The organism is Paenibacillus agilis, from assembly GCF_007786455.1.
Lineage (GTDB): Bacteria > Bacillota > Bacilli > Paenibacillales > Paenibacillaceae > Paenibacillus_B > Paenibacillus_B agilis.
In genome coordinates this window covers 78,104-104,667 of the sequence record NZ_VNJK01000007.1, presented here as the reverse complement: position 1 = coordinate 104,667, position 26,564 = coordinate 78,104, and the positions used below count along the sequence as shown (strand labels likewise).

24 protein-coding genes are annotated in these 26,564 nt (G+C 38.3%); 19 read left to right on the top strand and 5 right to left on the bottom strand.

Translation table 11 applies throughout. From position 1 onward, the window contains the following. Positions 1-469: 469 nt before the first annotated feature. The 4 genes from FPZ44_RS25130 to FPZ44_RS25115 form a co-directional block, all read right to left on the bottom strand. Complete coding sequence (locus FPZ44_RS25130; protein WP_144995203.1) at positions 470-1,006, bottom strand: hypothetical protein; 537 nt, start codon at positions 1,004-1,006, stop codon at positions 470-472. Positions 1,007-1,098: 92 nt separating this feature from the next. Then, entirely contained in the window at positions 1,099-2,430 is a 1,332-nt protein-coding gene (locus FPZ44_RS25125; RefSeq protein ID WP_261378550.1) for an FtsZ/tubulin family protein, read from the bottom strand. Between the two features lie 114 nt (positions 2,431-2,544). Further along, a complete protein-coding gene (locus tag FPZ44_RS25120) occupies positions 2,545-3,051 on the bottom strand; it encodes an FtsZ/tubulin family protein (RefSeq protein WP_144995201.1) in 507 nt (168 codons plus the stop codon). An 18-nt stretch (positions 3,052-3,069) separates the two neighbouring features. After that, positions 3,070-3,435 carry a hypothetical protein gene (locus tag FPZ44_RS25115; RefSeq protein ID WP_144995199.1) on the bottom strand — a complete coding sequence of 122 codons (366 nt, stop codon included), beginning with the start codon at positions 3,433-3,435 and terminating at the stop codon, positions 3,070-3,072. A gap of 308 nt (positions 3,436-3,743) precedes the next feature. Between FPZ44_RS25115 and FPZ44_RS25110 the strand changes: the two genes are divergently transcribed. The 12 genes from FPZ44_RS25110 to FPZ44_RS25055 all read left to right on the top strand — a co-directional run bounded on the left by FPZ44_RS25110 (position 3,744) and on the right by FPZ44_RS25055 (position 17,429). Then, a complete protein-coding gene (locus tag FPZ44_RS25110) occupies positions 3,744-4,391 on the top strand; it encodes a hypothetical protein (RefSeq protein WP_144995197.1) in 648 nt (215 codons plus the stop codon). A 1,166-nt stretch (positions 4,392-5,557) separates the two neighbouring features. Beyond that, entirely contained in the window at positions 5,558-6,022 is a 465-nt protein-coding gene (locus tag FPZ44_RS25105; protein ID WP_144995195.1) for a hypothetical protein, read from the top strand. Continuing rightward, a complete protein-coding gene (mobP3, locus tag FPZ44_RS25100; protein WP_144995193.1) occupies positions 6,022-8,682 on the top strand; it encodes a MobP3 family relaxase in 2,661 nt (886 codons plus the stop codon). Before FPZ44_RS25105 ends, mobP3 begins: the two co-directional genes overlap by 1 nt. A gap of 164 nt (positions 8,683-8,846) precedes the next feature. Further along, positions 8,847-9,857 carry a ParM/StbA family protein gene (locus tag FPZ44_RS25095; RefSeq protein WP_144995191.1) on the top strand — a complete coding sequence of 337 codons (1,011 nt, stop codon included), beginning with the start codon at positions 8,847-8,849 and terminating at the stop codon, positions 9,855-9,857. Positions 9,858-9,871: 14 nt separating this feature from the next. After that, a complete protein-coding gene (locus tag FPZ44_RS25090) occupies positions 9,872-10,306 on the top strand; it encodes a hypothetical protein (protein WP_144995189.1) in 435 nt (144 codons plus the stop codon). Between the two features lie 127 nt (positions 10,307-10,433). Further along, positions 10,434-12,254: a VirD4-like conjugal transfer protein, CD1115 family gene (locus FPZ44_RS25085; protein ID WP_261378549.1), complete on the top strand. Its 1,821-nt coding sequence runs from the start codon at positions 10,434-10,436 to the stop codon at positions 12,252-12,254. Between the two features lie 23 nt (positions 12,255-12,277). Further along, positions 12,278-12,643 carry a hypothetical protein gene (locus tag FPZ44_RS25080; protein WP_144995185.1) on the top strand — a complete coding sequence of 122 codons (366 nt, stop codon included), beginning with the start codon at positions 12,278-12,280 and terminating at the stop codon, positions 12,641-12,643. A 14-nt stretch (positions 12,644-12,657) separates the two neighbouring features. After that, positions 12,658-13,533, top strand: a complete 876-nt coding sequence (locus FPZ44_RS25075; RefSeq protein ID WP_144995183.1) for a conjugal transfer protein TrbL family protein — start codon at positions 12,658-12,660, stop codon at positions 13,531-13,533. Between the two features lie 6 nt (positions 13,534-13,539). Then, positions 13,540-13,884 (top strand): PrgI family mobile element protein, encoded by a 345-nt coding sequence (locus FPZ44_RS25070; RefSeq protein ID WP_144995181.1) that lies wholly within the window; start codon positions 13,540-13,542, stop codon positions 13,882-13,884. A 33-nt stretch (positions 13,885-13,917) separates the two neighbouring features. After that, positions 13,918-14,568: a TraC-like domain-containing protein gene (locus FPZ44_RS25065; RefSeq protein ID WP_144995179.1), complete on the top strand. Its 651-nt coding sequence runs from the start codon at positions 13,918-13,920 to the stop codon at positions 14,566-14,568. Then, on the top strand, positions 14,565-16,427 hold the full coding sequence (locus FPZ44_RS25060) for a VirB4 family type IV secretion system protein (protein ID WP_261378548.1): 1,863 nt from the start codon (positions 14,565-14,567) through the stop codon (positions 16,425-16,427). Before FPZ44_RS25065 ends, FPZ44_RS25060 begins: the two co-directional genes overlap by 4 nt. After that, positions 16,428-17,429 carry a M23 family metallopeptidase gene (locus tag FPZ44_RS25055; RefSeq protein WP_144995177.1) on the top strand — a complete coding sequence of 334 codons (1,002 nt, stop codon included), beginning with the start codon at positions 16,428-16,430 and terminating at the stop codon, positions 17,427-17,429. Here FPZ44_RS25055 and FPZ44_RS25050 read toward each other — a convergent pair. Then, positions 17,426-17,752 (bottom strand): helix-turn-helix domain-containing protein, encoded by a 327-nt coding sequence (locus tag FPZ44_RS25050; RefSeq protein ID WP_144995175.1) that lies wholly within the window; start codon positions 17,750-17,752, stop codon positions 17,426-17,428. The two genes, FPZ44_RS25055 and FPZ44_RS25050, sit on opposite strands and share 4 nt — an antisense overlap. Before the next feature lie 228 nt (positions 17,753-17,980). Here FPZ44_RS25050 and FPZ44_RS25045 point away from each other — a divergent pair, with 228 nt between their 5' ends. From FPZ44_RS25045 to FPZ44_RS25015, 7 genes are all read left to right on the top strand, one after another. After that, positions 17,981-19,312 carry a P-loop NTPase family protein gene (locus FPZ44_RS25045; RefSeq protein WP_144995173.1) on the top strand — a complete coding sequence of 444 codons (1,332 nt, stop codon included), beginning with the start codon at positions 17,981-17,983 and terminating at the stop codon, positions 19,310-19,312. A gap of 18 nt (positions 19,313-19,330) precedes the next feature. Then, positions 19,331-20,437, top strand: coding sequence for an SAF domain-containing protein (locus tag FPZ44_RS25040; RefSeq protein WP_144995171.1), 1,107 nt, complete (start codon positions 19,331-19,333; stop codon positions 20,435-20,437). Positions 20,438-20,451: 14 nt separating this feature from the next. Next, entirely contained in the window at positions 20,452-21,153 is a 702-nt protein-coding gene (locus tag FPZ44_RS25035) for a hypothetical protein (protein WP_144995169.1), read from the top strand. Then, positions 21,154-21,993, top strand: coding sequence for a hypothetical protein (locus FPZ44_RS25030; protein ID WP_261378547.1), 840 nt, complete (start codon positions 21,154-21,156; stop codon positions 21,991-21,993). It abuts the gene before it with no gap. 1 nt (position 21,994) lies between these two features. Continuing rightward, positions 21,995-23,857 (top strand): P-loop NTPase family protein, encoded by a 1,863-nt coding sequence (locus tag FPZ44_RS25025; protein WP_144995167.1) that lies wholly within the window; start codon positions 21,995-21,997, stop codon positions 23,855-23,857. Between the two features lie 275 nt (positions 23,858-24,132). Continuing rightward, positions 24,133-25,911 (top strand): hypothetical protein, encoded by a 1,779-nt coding sequence (locus FPZ44_RS25020; protein ID WP_261378546.1) that lies wholly within the window; start codon positions 24,133-24,135, stop codon positions 25,909-25,911. A gap of 107 nt (positions 25,912-26,018) precedes the next feature. Further along, positions 26,019-26,510, top strand: a complete 492-nt coding sequence (locus FPZ44_RS25015) for an ABC transporter permease (RefSeq protein WP_144995163.1) — start codon at positions 26,019-26,021, stop codon at positions 26,508-26,510. Positions 26,511-26,564: the final 54 nt, after the last annotated feature.

The following is a 26,564-nucleotide window of genomic DNA, read 5'->3' as shown; positions in this document are numbered from 1 at the left end:
GGACACGTTGTAACAACAGCTTTGGTAGACCTACTACCAATGGACGCTCCTTTAGTTAGGAGCCTGAGGGAGCCGTTCCCCTATGCGTGACGGCAGACCGATAATCCATCAGCTCTTCTTTGATGTAAGACGATTTTGCATATATATCGTTTTATATTAAAGGGGGGCTGTGGCTGCCGCAATCCCGATTATCCCCCCAACCCGATCGATGTCAAGCGATTAGTGCAAAAATTCCTTATAAATATTAAATCCAGCAGCCACATAATGCAGGGGTGGGCGTGGGGAGATATGTTTAATATCAATATTTATATAGAACGCGTAGCGTTGTTACCTTTTTACACGGGGTGTGGATAACCTTTGATTGAAGAATAAAGATATCCACAGTTTGATGATGTTTAATTGGGAGTCCCCCCGGTATACAGTAGCTTAATTGCACTATTGAGGCGCTATACTCTAAGAATCTCTTATTTCATAGTTTTTTTTGTATCGGAAGTAAGTAGTCTCTAGTAAGCTTAATGATTTCATCGTCATGTTCTCTTCTTATGATGTATTCTATTGGATTGTTAGAACGTTTTACCTTAGAAAGTACAGTACCAGTCCAGTTGTGCATGCTAGTAGGTGCATTGTTACCCTCCCAGATGTTGAATCTTAGTTGCTTCCCTACAGCTGCAGCGTGCATAGTTGGTGTTGAGCTGCTTAGAATCGATTTTGAGTGAAAGAAATTGATGAGCAAATGAGGATAGATAATGGGATGAATATAGAAGTTGTTATGTCTGAGTTCAAGGCATACAGCTCGGTGCTTAGCCAATAGACGCCAGGTATCGTAAATCAAGGTAAAGATCATGGGCTTTCCTACGCAATACCTCTGCGTTGAAGGGATTTTTGAAATTTCAGCGTATTGACCAGCAACTCCATTACGAATTAAAAAATTGGCCAATTCTTCGCAATTATAAATGCTTTCACTGCACCAAAAGATAGAATGCATCAAGTATCGAAGATCTGACATTCAAACCCTCCCTTCTTACTATTATTATTCCCGAAATGCTTGTATTTAAACAAAAAAGCCCTATTAGTAAGAACTAATAGAGCAAAATTGGGTTATACTTCAAATGGATTCGTTTTTGGCTTATTAATTGATGGGTTTGTAGTAATAGTATTAGCAGGCTTTGAAGCTGCTGTTAAAAATGGATTTCCACCAGTAGCTCTACGAGTGGTAGTACGGGAACTAGATTCGATTATGGCACCCATATCAAAGCCGGATGTCCGTTGTCTACTCTCTTCTTCTCGTTTTGTAAGCTCTTCAACTTCTTGACGAAGATTTTTTGCTCTTTCCGGCAACCCTTCTAATCTTGCCATTGTATAAACTACGGCATTTCGTTTGCTTCCCCATGTTACAAAGCCAGGGTAGAAATTAATGTTAGGCAGCTCTTCCATAATACGAGTACGAATTATTTCAAGTGTATCCTGGTTCAACACATTCTCTCGTTCACGAGGAATGACAACGACCATTGCCATAGCACGCATATCATTTTCATAGTCGAATCCGTTAGCAAGTACATTATTTTCCTTGTATGTAGTAATAATTTCTGAGATTAGATCTTCTTTATTCCTTACCTCATCTAAATTAATACGCTTTTTACCGTAAGTAATAAGTCCTCCGCCAGTAATTATATGGTTAGAGAGGTCAGCAGCATCTACAGTATATTGACTTTCAAGTGTGCTTAGTACATTCCATTCATGTGTGATACTTGCAAATTTATAGTTTGAGTAAAAGTCCCATGTAAGACCAGTAACTTCTGGATTATTTGTGTGTTCAAGAATAATTTTTTCGTTATCTAATAGTACAAGAGATTCGAGAGCACGATATGTACGCCCTTCATCATCTTCTCTTAGTTCTCTTAGTTTTGGAGCAAGCTCTGCTAATGCATTATAAGCATTATGGCTCTCAATTTTATTTGGTCTAGGCATTGAACAAATTACAGAGACAGGAACACCAAGATGATCTGAAATTGCATTGACTAGTACATTAAGAGCACCAGTTCCTGTACCTCCACCAAGAGAGCAAACAACATAAATCATATTACAATGTCCCATATTTTCAATTATCGCATTGAAGATGGGAGCGCCATTTTCTTGAAATGCTTGCTTGCCAACGGCCGGGTCTTTACCTACTCCTTTGTCATAGCCTTTTAGGGCAAATTGAAGTCTCTTTGGAATGTTTTTTAATGAAGTCATATCACCAACATTTGAATTAACAATCATTACTGGATACATTGGATTACCAGCTTTATTCTTAATACCAGCAATGGCATCAACCATTTTAGACCCACCTTGACCAATCCCAACGTATCCATTAAGTAGCCCAAGTTCCGCATTTTTTTGTTCAACAATACCTTCTAAAGTCCAAACGCCATCTATCTTATTAGTCATTAAAATCCCTCCAAATATATTAAGTTGCATGAAGCATAACTTTGCTGCCATAGGATTTAGATAAATCTTTGTATAGATCTTTGATGACCTCGTTTGCTTCATGTCCAAATGTAGTCAGCGCATAAGGGTAATTATAAATATTGCCTCTTCTAGCATGGATACTCGAACATCAACATGCAGTTTAGACTTGGTAAAAGGTATACCCATACAATCCGTTATGGCATCAATTAAAACATTATGAGTACCCATTCCTGTACCGCCACCAAGAGAGCAAACTACATAAATCTTGTTACAGTGAGCTATATTTTCAGAGATTGCATTAAAGATATGAGCACCATTTGCAATAATGGATTGTTTATCTATTCCTTTTTCATATCCTTCCAGGACGAACTGAAACATTTTCGGAACGTTTTCTAATGAAGTCATATCTCTATCATTGGAATTAATAATCATAATAGGATTCATCGTATTACCAGCTTTGTTCATCTTACCGGCAATGGCATCAACCATTTTAGACCCAACTTGACCAATACCAATATAGCCAGTAAGTAGCCCAAGTTCCGCATTTTTTTGTTCAACAAACCCTTCTAGAGTCCAAACGCCGTCTATTAATTGAACCACTGAAATCCCTCCATTGGATTAAGTTGCATGAACCATAACTTTGCTGCCATAGCACATAGATGAATCTTCTTCAAATAGATTTCTCATGATTTCTTTTGCTTCATGTCCATATGCGGTTAGTGTATATGGGTGATTCTTACCTTCTCTCCAGCATTCAATCAGCATGGCCCCTTCAAGCTTGGCTATGCCAACATCAACAAGAAGCCTGTATTTGGTAGCCTTTGCTGTTGTATCAGTGTCATAGTTTAAGAAGTGCTGAATAATCTCTTTTTTTGAAATATTATTGTTTAGCATAATGATATAAAAAATATCTAGTACAGTGCCTTTGAGATTTCTCCTACATATATCCTCAAGGCTAATTGCTGTACTTCTATCAAAGTTCATTTAGCAACCCTCCTTGATGCAATTGATGTGTTATAATGTGTTACGGTAACACATTATATTAATAATATAACATGAATAGAAGCAAATATCAATATAAATCTACGGTAGTGCTAGAATAGACAATAGGGATAGGATAGATTTATTTAATAGGGGTAGACTAGTGAATAGTGCTACTATAGCGATATAAAGTATAAAAGACTCATTAATTCCAATTTCTATAATAGGCATAGAGTAGGTAGTAGGGGAAGAATAGGTATGGTAGAATAGGAATAGCATAGTGAATAGGCATTTAATAGGAGTGAGGAGTTTTGATGATGGATGAGGAACAATTTTGGCAAGTAGGAGAATTTTCAAAGAAACTAGGGAAGCATCTATCTACTGTCACAGAATGGTTTAACACTCTTGAATTGCATAACATTCATTATGTAAACAGGTCAGAGGCAACGAAAAATCGAATTTTCACACAACTTGATCTAAACATAGGTGAGTATATAGTAAAAAGACGAAATGAAAAGTGGTTAATGAACGTTATATTTGATGAAATAGCTAGAGGTGCTGTTGAAACAAGGCCCTTTCCTGAGGATTATAATAAGGATTCCACAGGTGTATCTATTGAATTATCTGATCGTTTCAGTGAGAAGTTCCAAAATGAAATGCAACAAGGTATGAATGCGCTGCTTGAACAAAAACTAGCTGAAATGCAGGACGCTAATAGAGCTTTGCTTCTTTCAAGAAGACAACAAGAAGTAACTGATGAAATAACAAGAAGCAGAGTCCGGTCTAAATTAAGAATCGAAGCATTACAGAAATGGGGGGAACTACCTGCAGGTGACCGAATGATAAAGGTAGGTTTCTTTTCAAAGCAAGAAGATTCAGTGAAAAGAGACATTTTTATCGAGGAATATATTCTACAGCACTATCCAGAGCGTTATAAACACGAATGTGAGCTAGATTGAGGCCATTTTAGGCCTCTTTTTTATTACGTGTTATAATAACACATTATAACACACCATAACACATTGTGTTTTTGATGAAGAAAACCTTGATATATAAGGGTTTTTGGAGTTTTCAGAAGGGGTTTAGAAACACATGATAACACATTATAACACACCATAACACAATATATAATTATGGCAATCTTCGTATTTCTAACTTTCAAAGTTGTTTTGATTACATAAGACATAGGAATTAAGTCTATACAGGGAATGGCGCATTGTTTAGATAGGCTGCTTCGACGTACTATCTCTTTTTTATGCATCATAATACTGCTTTACATTATCAGAAATTATTCAGAATCTTTTCTGAACTTTTGCAGAACTGAAAAATGAAAATCCTATTCTACCCCTATATGTATAGTCCTATGCTTGCTTCATTTTTTCAGAAACTTTTCTGAAGTTATTCAGAAGTTAATCTGAAACAAGTCCTGAAACTATAATAGGAGAGATCAAGCCTTCGCATATCTATAAGAATAAATAGTGAAAGAACATGTTTGGTTTAACAAATCAGGATGAGAATCAGAAGAATGGGAGCATGCTGTACTAAAGTGTGAGTCAAGAAACAGTAAATCCTCTTGTAGTACTATGTCTGGAATCAAATTAAATGGGGTTCACTATCATAGAACTACCTATCTTAACTACTAGACCTATTCTCGGCATAGTTTGACTAGGAGAGGCATCCAGTTGATATTTCTATAACCGAATGACTCTCTTACATCAATAAACATCTTAATCCGATTCTCTTGTTACTATGAAAGGCGGTTACTTCATAAAGTAGTTTTCCCAAGATACTAGGGGAGTATACATGCTGGTTAGCTATTTTAAGTAGAGTCAGGAGGTTTGAATTCATAACAAGTACGATGCAAAACAGATAAAGTACGGACCAGGTCAGAGCGGCAGCGAGGCATTTACAGAGGGCGACAAAGGAGCTAGATGTGAATGCAGGTTAAGGCGCGTAGTCGCGCAATGCTACACGTCACAGGCAAAGCCTGTGATATTAGGGGTTAAGGTGTACTACATTACATACTACATTGGTACTTTTTTTGTTCAAATTATACTACGCAACAGGTTTTTATACTATTATAATCATATGTTAATAGACTACATATTAGGAGGATTAATTTAAAATGAGTGAATCTAAATCTAAAGGCAAATCTAGAACAAGTTCCAATGATGGTTATGAAAAGCTTTTAAATCCTGTTCCATTACGATTGGATGAGGATACTGATATTATGATTACTGCACTTGCTCAGAAACGTAAAGAAACCAAACAAGATGTAATGAGACGAATCCTAAAGGAGGGTGCTCAAGCAGAGTTCCTTGAGAAGTTTGCTGCGGATGAACTTCTTTCTCTTATTAGAAAAGCAATGCTTGAAACTTCAAAACCTACAGAGGAGAGAATCGTTAAATTGCTTGCGAAAGCAGGCATAGCAGCGTCAACATCGCTGTATTTAAATCTAGAAGCACTAGGGACTATTGGAAAGATGACTGTTACGGAGACAACAGCTCTTCATCAAAGGGCACGTCAAAAAGGTATGGCATTCGTAAAAACACCAAACCCAGTAGACAATGTACATAATGAGGACAATTAATGGCAGATCGAATAGATAGCTTGATTTCGGAACACAACAAAATGAAGGCTCCCTTTATATGCAAGATAAAATTTAACGCACCTTCTCGATTCAAAGCTGAGAATGCCATGATCCAGCAAAAGAATGCAGCTCATATACAGTACATTGGTACTCGACCAGGTGTTGAGAATGTAGATGAGAGTCAACTTAGAGAAAGTATAGCTGGTACGTCTGCAGGGCATGTTCGATACATTGATGAGAGACCACGGTCACATGGTTTATTCTCAGGTCTAGGAGAGAAACCCGATATGGCTGCTATTCAAGAGGAGCTGCTGCATCACAAGGGCGTAGTTTGGCGTGTGGTACTTAGTCTGACGGAAGAGGATGCAAAAAAACTGGATTACACCGATCGTAAGAGTTGGGAGACGGCTTTGCGTGCAACAGTTCCCGATGCAGCTGCAAAGATGGGAATAGGAGAAACAAACTTACGTTGGGTAGCTGCGTTCCACCAGGAGCAGGGACATCCTCATGTTCATTTGGTAATGTGGGAGAATCAGCCTAAGCGAAGAAAAGGGAAATTATCTCATGCAGAACGAGTTGATGTGCAGAAGACTTTTCAGAATGTAATCTATGCAGAAGAACGTTCTAGACTTTTTCAAGAAAAAACAGCGACTCGTGACTTAATTCGAGATCTAAGCAAGAACGAGCTCGTTGATGTTGTGTCCGTCCTTCGTGATCTTCGTAAGGCACATAAAGATGTTGAATTGGAGCTGCAGAGTATGGGAGCCGGTACTACAGGTATTTCGCCTAAGATAACGAATCCATATGCAGCAGAACTTGCTAAACGTATTGATGAAATAGGTGAAGCCATGCCTCAAAAGGGACGAATTGCATATAAGTTCATGCCAGTGGAGGTAAAGGCTGCCGTTGACGAGACGACAAAGTGGTTATTAAATCAACATTCCTTTAAAGAAAGTATAGAAAAATACAAGGGTGCAGTTGAGGATATGACCAGACAATACACATTTAAAGAGGCAGATATAAAAAAAGCAATTGATAAGGCAATGGTCGATCTTGAGAAGCGAGTATCACAACATGTATTACGAGCAGCTGCGGAGTCGCGTAAGTTTGTAGGAAGAACAGTTATTCCAGAAAAAGCAGCTCAAGTAGTAGAAGCTTTTTCGCAAGCAATGGGTAAACCGGAGCAGAATTTAGACCACGAGGTTGTAACCAAATCCGTCGAAGCACTTAGTAGATATGGCTATTTTCCTGATCGTCAGGAGCAAATAGTCCGAAAATGGATGGATCAAGCAAAGTTGAATGTCAGCGAAGAAGATTTAAAAGCAATCATCGCAAAAGTAGAAACTTTTGACCATTCTGAATTATCTGGTAAGGAAAAGGTTCAAAATACAGCTGCTGTTATGAAAATTCTTAAACTCAGTGGCCATGAAAATGAGTACATATCGAGATTGTTGGATCGAAGTGGATTAAATGAGGAAGATGTCACTTCTATAAAAGCTAGTATGAAACAGCTTGAAAAGAAGGCAAATGATATTTATTTGGGTGAAGTTGAGTGGAACAGGCTAACAAAGAATATGGGAGTGACAGCAGCTTATCCATGGGTTCCAGGAGAGGAAGTAACACTCTTACACGACCAGAAGGAAGCTTTCATAAAAGAGCTTAAAAAGGCTAGTTTTGCTGCAAATGTTTCAGATAGTGAAAAAGGATATACAACATTTTGCGTTAATGTAGCATTAAAACAATTGGGAGTAGCTGATAATGAACGTTCTGATATCATCTTAGACCTTGCTCAGCGGAGTGGTGGCATTAAAGGAATAAACAATATCCTACAAACCGTGAATGAAGCAGAAACCAATTATCTTAAGAAGCAAACGTGGTCTAGATTAAGTGCAAATCTAAACCTTAAGTCAGATTATCCCTGGCATACCGAAGATATAATGGTACGTGATACAGATAAGTTTCGCGCTGCAGTCGATGAATTCAAGCAGGCTGCACAAAAATTAGTCGCTCCCGATGAAAGTAAATGGACGGCAGAGACATTAGCCAAGTGTCTAAGGCTTGAACATACGGGAGAAGATGTTAAGCTCGAAGTCCAACAATGGGCTAGTAGAACGGGAAATCTAGATGAATCTCAAGTAAATGAGCTAGATTTATTAAAGAAAAGAACAGATGATTCTCAAATTCTATCCAAGCAATTTGGGATTAAGGACCAGGTCAATGAGCTTATTACGAATTTTACGAAAGTGTTGATTGCTGCTGGCTTGGATAAAGAGCAGTTAAAGAAAATCATACTGGATTGGAATAAACGATCAGGCGCAGGAATTGATGAAGATCGGATAGGTAAGCTTGTAGATAGTGTTGAGAAGAGTTCCCGTGATGCAGAATCTTGGGGACGGCCACCAGTAGTATCCAAAAAAGATTTCAAGAACTTATGTGATACGTTAAAGGTTAACACCGATTATATCTGGGAAGGACGAAATTCAAAGGATTACCGGAGTTATGAATCGGGTCATTCGATGGATTTTGCGAAGCTTCTATGGAAGCAAGCTTGGGATGCAGTTGAGCAAGAAAGAATGAGAACACACGCTCAGGGAGAAATGCTAAAACGTCAAATGGAGCGTCAACGCATTTATCAAGCTCAACGGGAAAGAGATGAATAATAATTTACTGAAAACATTCTGAATTAGCACAATTCAGAATGTTTTTTTCTTGTCATAAATAGCCATACGAGCTTTTTTAAAGTATGAATTCCTATTCTGCAACTACTAAAAGATCATAGTTTCCTACTATAAAAATATCTGAATAAAGATGATAAGATTTGTTCATGAGAATAGCTGTCAATGTAGGTTGTGGGTTTATTACCGGCGTCGAATGTAAAAATCACAAATCTATCTCTTTCCCAAGTATCATCGTACCCACTGCTGACGAACCAAATATGGGATATGGAGTAAGCAAGTATCAAGTAAATATAGAAGGGAGTAGCTATTACATAGGCGAGAAGGGCCTGTCCAAAGGTGGAAGTCGAGGATGGGAGACTACCGAACGAAGATTTGAATATGTGAGGTGTTTTATAGCTACAGCTGTACATCAGTTAGTAGATGTTGATGAACCAATTGAGTTAATCCTAGGTCTACCTAAACATTTATTTAAAGCGATGCATGAGTCTGTTCAGGAAATACTCCAGGGTACGAAAATTGGAATTCAGATAAATGATGAGGAAAAGTTACTGAATATCAGAACGGTTGTTGTTTATCCCGAAACGATTGGAATGTATTATGCAACTTTGTATGACTCAAAAGGAAATATTACAGCTCGAAGTTTGTTTAACAAGCCCATTGGAATCATACAAATCGGCTATCAAGGAGTCGATTTGCTTTACATGAAGAAAGATAGTGTAGGATTGACACCTTTAACGACTATGTCGCCTAACAATTACGGAATGAAGGAATCCTATAGATTTATTCAAACCCAATTAAAGTCTATGTCTCACGGAGAACCAGATCTCATTGAAATTGAAAAGGCAGTAGTTTTATACAATGGGGAATTAGATTTTAAAGGCAAAACGTATGACCTCCTTGAGCTACAAAATCAAGGAGAGATTGAACTTGCATCTCAAATAGCCAATTGGGTAGATGACACATGGGGTAACGAGATAGGGGACTTGGAGGACATATTTATCATTGGTGAACAATCAACAACGTATTACCTGAAAATCAAGGAGAAGATATCTAATCTTCAATTGATTAATCATACTCAAACTCCCCAAGTACTTGGATTGTTAGCAGCTCATGTTTTAGTCATCGAGATGTATAAAGATCTTGTCTCGAATAAATAGAGAGGAGGATATCCGTGCCCAAAAAGCGCATAGGGCAAGTATCAGTTACAGATAGTACAACAAAAGTTAAGGTCGGTGTTCTAGTAGAGCTATCTCCTACAGCATACACGAGATTTACTGAGGCTTGTCAAAAATATGGAGGTCAGACCGATTTCATTCAAAACTCAATTGAGTTTTATACTGCGTATTCGGAAGATGGGTACGTAAAAAAAAGAGACGTTCTACTTCGTCTTGATCAGATTGAAAATTATCTCCATTTATGGTCTGAGAAAAAGGTAGATTACGTAGAAAGAAGTACCGATTTTAATTCTACTGAGCAGTACCAGCAGGCTAATGAGATCTTACCGTTAGAGAATGACAATACGTCACATGTGCCTAAAGAAGTATCCGTAGAATCGCAACAACGCGCTACATTAACCGCTTTCTTAGGTAATGCTTTGAACCCTTAACTTATTACTAGACAGGTGAATAGCTTTAATTTCCAATCAGGAGGCGAAACATCTGAAAAAGCTACTTAAACCCAAGTACTTATCTGCTTTTTTATTATTTCTACTGGATCTACTATTACTGCCGACTATGTTGGTGTTTCTCGTAACATTAATTATTAATCCGAATGATGCATTGAATCTTTTTTCCAATTACAGCCCATTTAAGGCATTTGAAACCTTGTTTGAAGAGCATCTACTATTGCGCACTTATGCCATACTTCAAATTCCTATCATTATTTTTTTAGTCATTATCATCATAGGTAAAAACTACATGCCTAGTGCAACTCCATTAACAGGGATTGGTGGACCTCCAGCTGCAGGGAATGGTCAGTACGGTTCGGCCCGTTTCCAAAATAGAAAGGAAACAAATAAGACATCCAAAACATGGCCCCTTGGTTCCATAGTCATTGCCGGTGGGATTGTGTTTGGTGCTATTTTAAAACGCCGAAAGTCTAGTGCTTGGATAGACGTTAATGACACTAACACTTGTATTATCGGAACCACACGCTCTGGTAAGACAAGAAGGCTAGTGTACCCAACAATTTGGATGCTGGCCCATGCGGGCGAATCCATGCTGTTAACGGATCCAAAAGGTGAACTCTATGATAGGTCATCTACATACCTAATGGAAATGGGATACAAGGTCAAAGTCATTGACTTTAGAAAGCCTGGTTGGGGGAACTATTGGAACCCAATGCAACCGGTCCTAGACGCCCTTAAAGACGGCGATATTGCAACAGCTACCCAACATGCATGGTCAATTGCAAACATGTTTGTGTACCAGAAGCCTGGAGACAAGGGCGGAGAGTCTATTTGGAAAGACGGGGCAGAATCTGTTATTGCAGCATTAATTATGGTAGTTGCAATGGAAGCGCCAAATGATACTCAAAAACATATGTACTCGGTTTATCGAACTTTAGGAGAGCTCGGAAAAGCAAGGAAAGTTAGGATAGGCAATCAGATTGTAGATTATGTAGCACTCAATGACTATATGGAGAATTTACGATTTGATCACCCTGCTAGGGACGCATACAACACGGCTACTCTAGCACCAGAGCGTACAAGGGGAAGTTTTTTCTCAAACGTTGCATCATTATTACGTCTTTTTTCGGATCCATCAATTCGTTATCTTACATCCAAACAAGACCACAAGCTTGATGAGTTAGGTAAAGAAAAATCGGCAGTATTTTTGATTATTCCTGACGAGGATAAGACAAGGCATCCATTGGCTGCTTTGTATGTTGACCAATCGTATAAGGCACTTGTTGAGTGCGCGAATGTGAATGGTGGTAGACTACCTGTCCGTGTGAATAAGTTGCTTGATGAGTTTGGTAATATGCCTCCACTTAAAGACTTTGATACAAAATTAACGGTATCTCTTGGTCGAGGAGTTCGATGGAATATTATCTTGCAAGATTTTAGCCAACTTGATTCAGCTTACGGAAAAGAAGTAGCTAATACGATCCGTGGTAATTGCCAGAATTTAATTTATCTCTTAACCACTGATCCAGCCACAGCAAAAGCTATTAGTGAAAGATGTGGAAAGTATACGGTTTCAACTCAGTCGTCTTCTTACAATGTTGGGAAAGGAAGTAGTGTAAGCCGTGGTGGAAGCTTTGGCTTAACAAGTAGAGATTTGCTTACTGCCGATGAGATATTAAGATGGCCGGAAGGATTCTCTCTTGTTATTCGAGCAAGACAGTACCCTGCTTACTTACCACTTCCTGATTTAAGTCAATGGCCTGCTGATAAGGACTTGACTCCAGATGGAGGTGAGATTAAACGAAAAATTAAAGAAGTAGATGTGTTCATTCCTGACGTTAATGCTGATTCTAATCATCAAAACGAAGTAGAAGAAATTAACGAGGGAGAAAGATCGGTGCCAAGCTTTATGGAGGCAATCGATTAAAAGAGAAAAAACGGAGGTACAACATGAAAGATATGATATCAAAATTGGTTCGCTCTAAAAAAATGAAAGCATTATACGTTGTCTCAATGATGTCACTTTTGTTTGCAACTGCAGCAATGGCAGCTGGAAAACCAGCAGATCCAAAAATTATTAAAGGGACTCAAGATGTAATTAAATGGTTTTTTACAATATTGAATGGAATTATCCCAGCAACAACAGGTCTTAAATTTGCCTGGCATGCATGGCAAAAATCGTTGTCCGATGCTGATGCTGGAGAGGTACAACAACATAACTCTGCAATGAAAAGAACTCTTATCTGGGGTGGTATAGCTCTAGGCGCAAATGCAATTGTAACGGTTATCCTTTGGTATCTTGCTCCATCTAAATAAAGGAGTGAGTAAAATTGATAGGAAATTTGATCAATGATGCTGTAGCAAAGTTTTTCTCCGACTTGGCTGAATCGTGCATCAATATGTTTTTGTCTTTGCTGGCAGCCATGAATTCCATATCAATAGATATTCTTAATATTCCTGTTGTAAACCATGCCATTCTATATTCACAAGTCCTTGCAGGTTCTATATTGGCAGTAAAGTTTGCTTACGAGATATGGTACAACAATTTGCTTCGTGATAATGGTGATTCCGAGGCTGATGTGAAAGGAGCCATTGTTAATGTTTCTCAAGCAGCAGCAATGATCGGGGCGGTACCTTGGGTAACGAAACAAGTTTATGTGTGGGGGACAAGCATAGCAACGGATGTTGCAAACTTACCAGGAACGGATCTAAATAGTGGCTCTAACCTAATGAAGAATCTGTTTACGACAACTTTGCAAACAGGTGGTGGTTCCATAGTCATTGTTGCTGTAGCAATTGTATTTGCACTTGTGATTTTTCTATTGGTTCTTGTGCAAACCTTTATTCGTTCGGCTGAATTAGCGGTTGTCGCAGCTGTAGGTTCCTTTATGGCACTTGGTTTAACTAACAATGAAAGTCAAGCATTTCAGGGATGGTGGAGAGAGTTGCTTAATATTTCACTTGCTCAGGCCATCCAGCTATTCCTTATTAAATGCTCGTTTTTCACTCTAACATTTGGATTTAACAACGATGTCCCAATGTTCAATATCATGGTTTTCGCTGGGTTTCTCTGGGTTACGTACAAGTCCCCAAGTATTCTTAAGCAGTATATCTATTCTACGGGCATAGGAAGAGCTTCTGCACAGGCAACTCAAAGTGTTGGATCCATGGTTATGATGCGAAGATTCATGATGAAAGGGGCTTAATCGTAGATGAGTGACCTGTTTACAGAATCAGAAGACGATTATAAACCCTATATAGTACCTAAGAATGTTAAAGCAAGATTTGAGTTTTTCCCTGGAATTGGTGTGCGCGAAATTGCCATGATTCTGCTTGCTGGTATTGTTGGTTTAAGTGTGGGTTTTATTTTCAACTTTATTACTGGCTCAATTTTATGGGTAGGCTTGGCTATACCAACAGGGGCTTTTATGACCTTGTTGGTTAAGCCTAATCCCCGTACAGGGAGAAACACCCTCGATATATTGAAAGATATGCGAAGGTTCAAAGCTAGTCCTAAAAGATACTATTATCAGTTTGGTGAAGGAAGAGGCAATTAGCCTCTTCTTCTCATCGTAGAAAGGAGAATATTTATGTTTAACCGATCCAAAGAGAAAAAAAATTCTAAAACGGCTTCTACTACTAAAAATCCATCTACTCAAGAATGGATGCCTATTAAAGATATACAAAACAATCTATTGTATCGAAAAGATAATCATATTGTAGCTGCTATTCGTGTACAACCAGTTAATTTGAATCTGTTAAGTATCAAGGAGAGAATACGAAAAGTAAAGCGCCTAGAAGAGGCATTGAGCGGACTAAATTATGAATATCAAATTATCTCAATTGCAAAACCTGTTGATCTGGATTCATACATTATGAAATTAGAGCAGATGAGAAGAGATACAGATAATGTAATAAAGAAAAAGCTTTTAAGTATTTACTCAAATCAAGCCGTCGCTAAGGCTTCAAGTGGTGAAGCTTTAGAACGTCATTTCTATATTCTTATTGCTCATCAGCTTGGAAAGAACCCTAAGCTAGATGAGCAAGTAATACTTCAACAAGCTACACAACTCGCGGCAGCGATGTCTAGCGCAGAATTACTAAGTTCAGTATGCGGAGATAGTGATTTGCGGACACTACAGTTCATTTTTTCAAATCCTGCTCAAGCTGCCTTCGAACGAGCACCAATAGATCGCATTTTCTTACCAACTATGTTGTTTGCAGAGGAGGATGAAACTTGAGTCAAGAAACAGCTCTTAAAAGAAAAAGAAAAAAAGAGTCTTCACAACCAAGTACAGCAGTAACAGGTCTATTGGATATTATCAGTCCAACAGCGATAGATTTCCAACCGAAAGTTATAACAAATGGAGAAATGTATCAGAGAGTATTAGCAATCATCGATTTTCCAGATCGAGTAGGGCCTGGATGGCTCTCTAGAATCGCTAATATGCCCGGTATTGTCACAAGTATACACGCAACCCCAACCGATCCTCACGAACTGTTAAATCAGATCAGAGTATCTATGGGAGAACTTGAAGCCAAATTGCTACAAGGCGGGAATGCCATTACTCTTAACCGTGTTGAACAGCAATATAAAGGTACTAAGCATCTTATTAAAAAAATTGATAATGAAAGCCAAGCTGTTTTTTTAGTTACTGTCGTAATGCTAGTTACAGCTCCAGATATGGATTCCTTGAACGAACGATGTAAGCGAGTCGAGTCTGCACTAGCTGCTAGTAATATGAGAGGGCGAACACCTATGTTTAAACAAGAACCAGGTTTACGCTCTGTAGGTCCATATCGAATTATTGCCCCTGAGATAAAAGAACTTGCGGCTCGCAATATGCCTGTTGAGACAATAGCAGCTATGTATCCATTTGTTTATTCTGGGATTAATGATGGAGATGGTGTATTACTTGGTAGTGATAAAGACGGAGGTATACTTCTCGTAGACTTTTGGGTGCGAGATGGAAGCCGTACAAACTCTAATGTGACACTACTTGGGCGTCCTGGAGTTGGTAAATCAACTGTTTATAAAAAAATACTGACAAACGAAAACGCTCGAGGAACAAAAGTAATTATGATTGACCCAGAACGTGAGTGTAGGGATCTTTGTAAAAACGTTGGCGGCGATTGGATTAATTGTGGTGGAGGAGGTAAAAATGGACTCATAAACCCACTGCAAATAAGACAAGTTCCTTTAGATGATGACGAAGAAAAAGATGAGGATCGTTTGTTCACTAAAGAACAAATTAACCAAGGTCCATTGGCTTTACATTTCCAAATACTGCGGACATTCTTTAAATTATATTTTGGTAAAGAAACAACGAGGCTTGATATAACCTATCTTGAATTAGCTCTAGAAAAGGTCTATACAGCGAAGGAGATTTTCTGGAATACAGATATTTCAAAGTTGTCGAACACCGATTACCCACTAATGCAAGATTTGTTTTACTGGTTAGAAGATATGGCAAGAAAAGAATCGACAAAACCTATTTGGGAAAAACTCATGATGCTTATGCGTCCTGCAGCAGTTGGGGCAGATAGTGCTTTGTGGAATGGATACACAACTATTAACCCAAGTAGTGATTTTATTGTGTTAGATACTCACAATCTAATTGAAGCAGATAAAGAAATTCAACAAGCTCAATATTTTAACGTTCTGGGTTGGAGCTGGAATAAAGTTGCTGAGGATCGTATGCAAAAGGTAATTATCGGCGGTGATGAATTCTATCTAAATGTAGATCCAGAAAATCCAGAGGTTTTGAAGTTTGCTCGGAACACGTCTAAACGAATACGTAAGTATGAGGGAGGACTCATGGTCATCACTCATAATATGAATGATTTTATGGATAAGTCAGTGCGACGATACGGACAATCTTTATTAGATAATCCAGTCTACAAGATTATTATGGGACAAGGCGAAAATGATATTAAATCTCTAACTGAACTTATGCATTTATCAGAGAAAGAAATTGAGACACTGCAAACAGGAAACCGAGGTGAAGCATTATTTATTGCAGGAAATCGCCGTCTGCATGCCACCTTTGAAATTTCACCAGAGGAACTTCTCCTGTTTGGTAAAGGAGGAGGCCGCTAAATGTGGGTCACACTCGCTAGGATTGCAGCTACTATCGTACCCAAGGATAAGTTGCTGTACATTGTAGTATTTGTGCCACTCGGTTTCATTGTATTTTTAGGATTGCTTATATCAGGGCCAGGAAACGTATATAAGCATGTTCCACTCGGTCAGAATGATGAACAATTCAACTACTATATAAACGCAGCCAAGCAAATTCAAACAGAAACAACGATATTGTTAAACTGGCAAGAAATCATGGCTATCGATGCAGTACTGTTAGAACAAGATTTCTCAAAATCATCTCAAAGTAGGGCACATAGCTACAAAAGGTATTTTGTCCGAGAGGAACAACAAGCTTATCCATGCCCTGTATCAACAAGCAGCCCAGGTAGTTCATCATCAAAAATTAATAGTGGCGGAGCTGCACCACCCCCGCCTACTTGTTATCGAACCGTATACTTTCAAAGAACATTCGACGAAGCATTACAACTGCTTGTCCGAGACGGTCTCATCAAGGCAAATCAAATTGAAGACGTGAAAAATTACACCTTGTTCGTCCTAACTGCAGAACCAGAAGGTGACAATGATATCGGCGGAATACATATGGAAGGAAACTTCACTGTCAAATCCGGTAAATATGCTTGGCCCTTACCAGCAACACATAAACGTGTCACGTCACCGTTTTCTACACGTAAAGATCCTTTCACTGGTAAGATTTCTTACCATAAGGGAGTTGACTTTAGGGCAGCTATTGGCACAGAAATATACGCGATGGATGACGCGACAGTTAGTCATGCAGGTGATGCAAATACTGCAGGAATAATGGTAATACTCAACCATGGTAATGGAGTGGTATCAAAATATATGCATTTAGATGAAGTGAAAGTTAGCGCTGGTCAGAAGGTAACAAAAGGTGACTTGATCGGTTTATCAGGAAATACCGGTAGATCAACAGCCCCACACTTACACTTTCAGATCGAAATTAAAGGTAAACCAGTAGATCCGCTTAAATTTTATTAATCGGTATCTGAAATAAAAGCGTTTATCAAAGTAATTAGACTACGACGTTGATCTTCATTTAATCGATGAAGCAATACAAGTAGTTCCTTTTCTTCATCTGTTAACGAATGACCATTTAACGGATGAAATTCTAATGGAAGAAGTTCTACCAACGATAAATTTAATGCTTTCGCAATTTTATCAAGGGTATCTACTTGTGGACTTCGCTTGTCAGTTTCAATCTCACTAACAGTAGATTGCGTACAGCCAGCTACTTGCCCAAGATGTGTCGTAGTCCATTTACGCTCTTTACGTATAGCGCGTATTTTGGATCCTAGAGACATAAGCTCGACTCCTTATGTGTAATAAGTTTACTTTAATATATATCATGATGCGTATTAAAACCAATACGTCAAGTTTTAACACTCAATAATCAACGTATTTTTTATCTTTATAAAGATTTTTCGTTGTACTTTATCTTTTTATTATATAAAATAAAGATAGAATTGATATCCAATATAATATCCATTTTTGCTGGAAATCTTTCCATTTTGAGTGGAGGTAATTGCAAGATGTACGGATTACTGATTAATCGCGAAAAGATTAAGGATGTTCGAGATGCAGTGATTGGAAGTCAAATATGGTTTGAAGAAGCAGGCGTTTTTAGCCAAGAGGAGTTCCTTCAACACTGCCAATCAGCATCTAACGTAGAACTACAAACACTCATAGTGGATATGGATTGCACGGATGAGACAAGTTTGATTAAGGGACTTCGAACTTTTCGAAATAAACGATTATCTCGAATTATTTTGATTGCACCAGGTAGAAAACCAGGGGACCCAACGATATCATCACTGCTGTCTTTACAGGTATGGGATATTGTTGCGCCAGAAGAAATCGATCCGGATCCAGATGAAGAAGATGATTTTGAAGAAGGTGACTATGAAGAAGAAGATCCAAATTCTGAATCTTATCTAACAACTTTATTGAAGCTACAGATTTCATCCGATTTCGGTTATGGGAACGCTGCTAGATGGGATGTTCAGAATCAACAGCTTGCTGATCCTGAAAAACCTAAAACAAAAGGAAAGAATGAAGACTCGTCTAAAGCCCAGAAGATGGTTACAGATCCTTCTATTATAGAACATATTCACTCTATTACGGTTGATCCACCTACCGAGAAATCAAATAAAGTGACTCTTCTAGAAACGATAATAGGAACTGTGCTTGTGTCGGTGATCGGTGTAGAAACCAATGCAGCGACAACACATACGGCACTTTTAGTCGCGAATTACTTAGTGGAGCGAGGATACAAGGTTGCCATCGTTGAGGCTAATCAGAATAAGGACTTTGAAAGAATTGAATATGTCTATGAGGGAATGAAGGGCTATAAAAGCAGTGAACAGACTTTCTCCATACATGATGTTGACTACTATAAGTCAAGTTCGGCTCTTGATATGGCCCAATTACATGAAAAGGAATATGACTATATTGTTCTTGACTTAGGCGCATATGCGGATGCCGAGTATATTGAAGAGTTCTTTCGATCTAATGTACAAATTATCGTGGGACATGGAAGTGAATGGCGACAAACCAAGTTGTTTGATTTCAGCCAGAGCTTTAAAGATAGGGACCAAACCAAGTGGATTTATGCGGTACCGTTTGCAGATGAGCTCACCATATCTGATATCAAAGAAGAATTGAAGTCGGGTGTAGTTACGCTCATTCCTTCTCATCCAGATCCATGGACTTCCAATAAAGAAACGGATGCAGTACTTGATTCGATCCTTCTTGAGTACTTAGGACAGCGTATGAAAAAGGGAGCTCCATCCTATCTGTATGGAATTATCATAGCAGCAGCTGTTGTAATTGTAATTTTGGTGCTGCTGCTGTTGCAACAATAAATTGAAAGGGGATTTATCATGGCAAGATTAAGGCCAAGGACAAAGCAGTTTCTCACGGTAGGAGGAATAGGCGCTCTCAGCATGCTTTTTTTATGTATGATTGCCGGTTACTTCATTTATACCTATCTCAACAATGTCCAGAATGAGAAGCGATATGCAGTTGAGCAAGAGTTGGAAGCAACAAAAAAGAAATTAGATGAGCAGCTGGGTCAGAGGCGAAATGTATCTGTCTTGAAACAAGATGTGAAGGCTGGGCAAAAAATCACAGCAGACATGATACAAGTATTAGCCGTTCCTAAGAATACACTTCCAGAAGATATTCTTCCAGAAGAAGATGTAGTCGGGAAGCATACTAAGTTCAATATGTTAAAAAATACGACTTTATTAGAACCTATGCTTTATAAAGAAGGCGTTACACCGAATGATTTACGTATTCAAGAACTAAAGGTGATCATGCTGCCATTAGAGCTTAAGAAGGATGACTTTGTTGATGTTCGTATTGTCTTTCCAGACGGCCAGGATTTCATCGTTCTTTCTAAAAAGAAAGTTAAGAACTTATCTAACGGTGTAGTTTGGCATCACATGGATGAAACAGAAATCCTACGAATGAGCTCAGCTATTGTAGATGCTTATATTAACGACGCTCAGATCTACGCCATTAAGTACGTTGATCCATACATGCAAGATGAAGCGATTGTGACTTATCCAAGTAATGAAAAGGTCTTAGATCTCATGCAGAGAGATCCTAATATCGTTAAAGAGGCATCCGTAGAGTTGGAGAAGCGTTTAAGAGTACGTCTTGAAAAGGATCTGAATGCTATTGATCCGATGGATTTACAGAAATACGTATCTCGTAAGACTGGAGAACAATCGATTCAAGGAAATATAACTCCACCGCAGCCAGAAGGGGAGCATCCGCCAGTTATCGGTTCCGACCCAACATCAACGATGCCAGAGAACATAGCAGAAAAAGTAACGGAACCATCATCTATTGATGTTCCTTCACCACCGAGTCAACCAGAGATTCAAACACCGTCAGTGAAGGGGCCTAACAACGGTTCACCTACCATTACAGAAACACCTGTATTTGAAAAGGGCATCGAGGGCGTATCTACTAACGGGTAAAGAGGAGCAATTATATGAAACGTATTTTATTCGTCGGAGCATGCGAGAAGTCAGACTTGCTGGTTTATATCAGCAAGGTTCTGACTACTGCTGGACACAAGGTTTTACTTATAGATGCCACCATGTTACAGAGATACTTTTATAGTATCCCTGCCATCTCTCTAGAAACAAAACTAACTGAATATGATGGTTTTGATGTCATACGCGATTGTATTGATTATCGAGATGTAGAAACCTGCTTTGCAAATAATAAAGAAGATTTAGAAGCTTATGATTTTGTCTTAATCGATACAGATTGTGAAGCAGCAGTTTCCAACTGGGGAGACCTGGATATGCAATTTATTGTTTCGAACTTTGAGCGATACACCGTTGAAAAAAATGAACGATTGTTGAATGCCTTCTTTGCAGATAGAGAGAAGAGTCTTACCGAGTTTGAACTCATTATATATCCGTTTGTGAAATGTAACCTTGATGAAAAGTATCCGATCCAAAACCTAGACCATTTTCCGATTTCATGGTCCGAAGAGCCGTTTGAGTTCTACCTTGAGGAATCAGATTATATTGTCCGCGTTAACAATCAGCATGACTCAAGAGTTTCGATTAAAAAGTCAAGTCGCTATACGAAAAATGAAATAATGGCGATTTGTCAGCTGATTAGTGGACAGTCACAAAAAGAAATAAAGACAGCATTTCGCGCTGCAGAAAGGAACAAGTAAATGGGTCAAGTTACATTTTGGTCCAATAACATTGGACAAGCTGGTACAACATCGAATACAGCAGCTGTTGCAAGCATTATTGGTCTGGAATATGAAATTCGTTCCTTAATTACTCAAACTCATTTTAATGGATCTTATCTAGAAAGTTCCTTTCTAAGATCAAAAGAGAAGAAGTTAGGAACCATGTATGACTATTCAGATACCGGCATTGATGCTTTAGAACGTCTCATCCGGTCTCAGCGTCTAACGCCTGAAAGTGTCCGTAATAATACGATTTCTCTAGAACGAAACCGTCTCGATTTGTTATTAGGAACGATGAAGCAAAATGAAGAACTATACGATGGCTTAAGCAAAGTTATTCAAGACATCTTTCATACGGCAGGTCAGTACTATCACTCCGTACTAGTTGATCTTCATCACGGTAATAAAAACATGATTACGAATGCTTTATTAGAGAGTTCTGATTTAGTCGTAGTTAATTTATCTCAAAACATGAATCAGCTTGAGCAGTTCTTCGAAAAAGAAGACTGGCCAGCTGCACTAGACAACAAGAAGATGATCATTGTATTAGGACATTATGATCCTAAATCTAAGTACACAATCACTAATATCAAGCGACATTTTAAAGTTCAAGTTCCAATGTTCGCGGTTCCGTACTGCTCAAGTTTCAAAGACGCATGCAACGATAAAGATATCTTAGGTTGGTTCATTAAGAATCAGAATATTAATAAGAAGCATCCTAACTACTACTTCATGTCAGAGGTACGGAAAATTGCAAAAGCAGTACTTGATGAAGTTGGAGTGAACACACAGCTTAAGAATATTGAGAGGGGAGCTTAAAATGATCAACCTTATAATCATTTGCTTGATCATTTTAGGTCTTATAGCGTTCTTAATCTATAGGCTGCGTGATCCACACGGAAATGTGAAAAAGAAGGCCGTTCATATTGATTATGAACAGTTTACTGTTAAGGCAATTACGGACTTCATTAAAAAGTCTATCAATGATGTGACAAGTTCTGATCTCTACGATGAAGCACTAGATCAAGAGGATTATGAACGAAGACAAAATAAGAAGGCGGAGCTTAAAAACGCATTGAAGGGTTCCACTTCTGGAAATATAAACGACAAATTGTACGTTAAAGATTTTATATTTGACCGTTTAATCAAAAACTATGACTTTAATGAACAAACGATCGATCTTGTCATACCATTCAGTGATCCAGACAAGCTAACCGTACAAGACAAGTTTGAAATCTTAATGAATGAATGGAAGAAAGAACATGGATATAAAGCATTGGGAGCTCTTATTGAAAAGTATAAGCTGGACGGAATAAAAAGCATTATTGAAAATGGCGAGACACAGTCTTATGGAATAACAGAGACTGAAATCGCGCAAATCTTCAAGAAGGAAATCAAACATTCACTAAGTTTTGAAGATAAGCTACATGTCATTACACAGCGTATTTATCAGCAATTCAAGGGACTAGGTGTTATTGATGAAATCCGAGACATGGAAATCGATGGAGTATCTGGCGGCGTTTCCGGATCGTTCAAAGTAAACGAAGTAGAGGATGAAATAAAATTCTTAAATGGAATGTCTTCATCCAAAATGAATATTAACTCCGTTTGGATTCTGTATAAAGGTAAATCGATACACCTGTCATTCTTAGGATTTCATTCAATGATGGAGCTCAAACGTGTTTGCCAAAACATTTATAAACACAACAATCCTGGACCACTTAACGAATCAAACGGATTTATTGTAAATGATATGTGGGATGGTTCGCGTATTGTTGTATTTCGACCACCATACAGTGAATCTTGGGCATTCTGGAATCGTAAATTTAACCCGTCTTATACGGCTCCAGAAGCATGGTTTCAAGCTAAAGATCCTGTACAGCAAATTAGGAATGAAGAGCTCCCACTTACTTTCCTCAAGTTTTTAATGAAAGGTAGTCGTACTGTCGCAATCACAGGTGAACAGGGGGCAGGTAAAACCACACTTATGATGGGCCTTGTTAAATTCATTTATGGATATTGGACACTTCGAGTCTTGGAAATGGCGTTTGAATTGCATCTAAGAATTCGATATTCAGGCAGAAATATTAACTCGGTACGTGAAACGATTAACGTTTCGGGTCAAAAAGCCATGGATAGCCTCAAAAAGACCGATGGGCAAGTCAACATTACAGGTGAGGTTGCAACGCCTGAACAAGCAGCTTGGGCCATACAAAATGCAGGTGTTGGTTTCAAATTCTCTATGTTTTCACACCATGGTAAAACACCAGCGGACATGATCTATTCTTTGCGTAATTCTGTTATGCAGACAGGTCATTTCTCAAATGAAAGAATAGCAGAAGCTCAAATCGTTAGATCGATTCCATTCAATGTGCATGCTTGTAATAACTCATTTGGGGATGCAGCTGGAGTACGCTATCTGGAACATATTACTGAAATCATTCCTGTAACAGAGCAGCCTATTCCCGATAATTTTGAAAAGGCAGCCATTGAGTACTTTAAAGCTATGATAAGTCCAAAATTGTTTGAGACTCGCGTTTGTATTGCTGTGGAGAATGGGAGCTATGTTGCAAAATCAAGACCAAGCGAAACGCAAATACAAGAAATGAAGAAAAACATGGAGCCGCAGGATCGCATCGCATTCGAAGAATTTCTTGATAAGTATTGGGCGGTGAGTTGTTAATGTGGCTATTATGGATATCTGTAATAGGAACAGTATTATGTCTCGGTGCATTCATAATCATTACGATGCAAAGAGAAGGAAGTAACTCAAATCCTATCACTGTTTGGAAGAAAAACATCAATAAAAAAGTTTTTACGGCGCAATTTAATTTGTTTCTACAAAAGGCATATGTCATTAGCGAAAGACTACCATTACTTAATGGATACAATCGGAAGATACGAAAACGACTAGAAGTATCGAAAACATTTAATGAATATAGCATAAGACATGAAACTATGAAGATCTCGTTACTCGCATTAAGTGCAATAGCTGTTGTTTCTATATTGCTTATTATCTTTAATCCGGAATTTACAACTATATTTTTTGTGATTCTCGGAGCAGTGGTTGTTAATGGGATGATTATAGATCTATTTGTTCATAGATTAGAAGATAGGTTGCTAAGACATTCCGTTCACTTCTTTGAAGATACTCGACAAGACTATCAAGAGTTAGGAATTGTGGAAGATGCCATTTATGAGGCGACTCAGACCGCACATCCAGATGCCGCGAAACATGGGGAACGGGTATATGAAATTCTCGTGTCGGAAGACTACAAAAAGGCTTTGAATTCGTTTCACGAAGTATCCCCGAATCGTTGGTATAGACTTTTTGCAGGTATTGCTCTGTGGATTAAAGAGTATGGAGATAGAGATGTCAAAAATGGATCGCTCTTTATGCATTCCATTGGTCAGCTTGTGTCCGAAATGAACTATGAGATTCGTAGAAGAGACAAATTGAATTATCTTCTACAAGGCCTAGCTACAATAGCCTTAGCGCCAATTTTGGTAACAGGCCTTTTGAGAGACTGGGCCAAGACACACTTTCCTATCATGATTGATTTTTATAATAGTAAGGCGGGTCTTACCATTCAAGTATCGTTCTATTTAATTGTACTCATTGCTTACCTATTAATAAGGAAGATTCAAGAGAACGATCAATCCAGATATTCTGGAAAAGCCAAACGAATAGAGTGGGAAAAGTTCCTGTATGAAAAAACTCCAATGAACTGGGTTGTCGATAGAATCAAGCCTAGGCCGTTTCAGTCGGGGCATAAGAAACTAATTTTATTGCTCAAGCAAGCTAATTCATCATTAACCCTGGAGTGGTTGTATATTCAACGAATTACGGTCACTGTTTTAAGTTTCTTACTTACGATCACATTATTTATCATGATGCACGTAAACACAGCCAATCACATTCTTCATAATCCATTGCAAGGTATGGGAATGTACGGGAAGCTATCTGAACAGGAATTACAGAAAGCTATGGAGACTACTGCATTTGATCGTGAAGTGATTCAAAAGTTAGAGCAAATTAAACATGTAAATCATGAAACTGTCATACAGGTTGTAAGCGATGATATGAATATTGCTATGAATGATGAAGCGATATTCACAGCAGCTGAACGCATTTTTACAAAATACAGTACACTCCAGAACGAATACTTTAAGTGGTGGGAGCTAGTTATTGGATTACTGATTAGTTTAATTGCATATCACTGTCCGGTATGGTTACTGGAAATGCAGAAACGGATCAGACATATGGAAATGCAAGATGAGGTTGATCAGTTCAATTCCGTTATAACAATTCTTCGAGAATTTGAACGTATGGATGCAGAAACACTATTAGAGTGGCTTGAACCTTTTGCAGTTATCTTTCAAGACACGATTAAATACTGTCTTAATGACTATTCTAGTGGTGCAATCCAGGCTCTTGAAAACATGAAAAGAGATTCTCCTTTTCCAGAGTTCGAAAGATTGGTTGACAAGCTAAAAAACTCAGTGGAAAAGGTACCATTGAAAGTCGCATTCGATGATTTGGAGCGTGCTCAAGAACATTACCGCGAAGTTCGAAAAGAACATCATATGCGAGTTATTGAAAAGAAATCTTTCTATGGGAAAATTATCGGATTTACACCTATGACCTATTTGGTTGTAATGTATCTCGTTATTCCCATGTTGTACCTAAGCACTACCGAGATGGGTAAATCGATGTCGAACATTCGAAACATATAAATGGAAGGGGTGCTGCCTTTGTTAAGACTTTTAATTTGCATTCCTCCATAACATCGATAGGGAAGATGCAAATAAATAATACAATTTAAAAGGGAGACGATGAAAAAATGAACGTAGCACCAAAAGCACTAATACTAGCGGCAGCCTTATTTCTATCCATTGCATTTATTACAATAGGTGTCTACTTATTTGATTCAGCCTCTGAATCATCCAAAGTAGCACAAAATGATTTTAACGAAATGAATGAGCAATTGGCTCAAACCAAATTTAATACGTACGAAAATGGGATTCAAACGGGAAGCCAGGTAAAAGCAGCGATCCGCAAATTTGCGAAAATAGAGAGCTTCGGAATCCATGTTAAAACAGGCAAAAACAAAGTTGCTAATCAAGATGGATCTTGGTATAACAATACAGTTTCTGTAGCTGGTGGACCATCTGACCCTACCTACGGAACTGTAGTCAAAGGTGCTAGTGGAACTATAGCAAATGCAGAAGATCAGTTGAAAAATGATTATATTAATCCTTCTGGTCGCTTTAAAAGCCAGCTTGTACGAGATTCCAATAATGCGATTCGAGGAATCATTTTCGTTCAAAATTAGAAAGTTGAATCAGCCTCCTTCCTTTTGGAGGGAGGCTGATTTATTTGGAGGAGT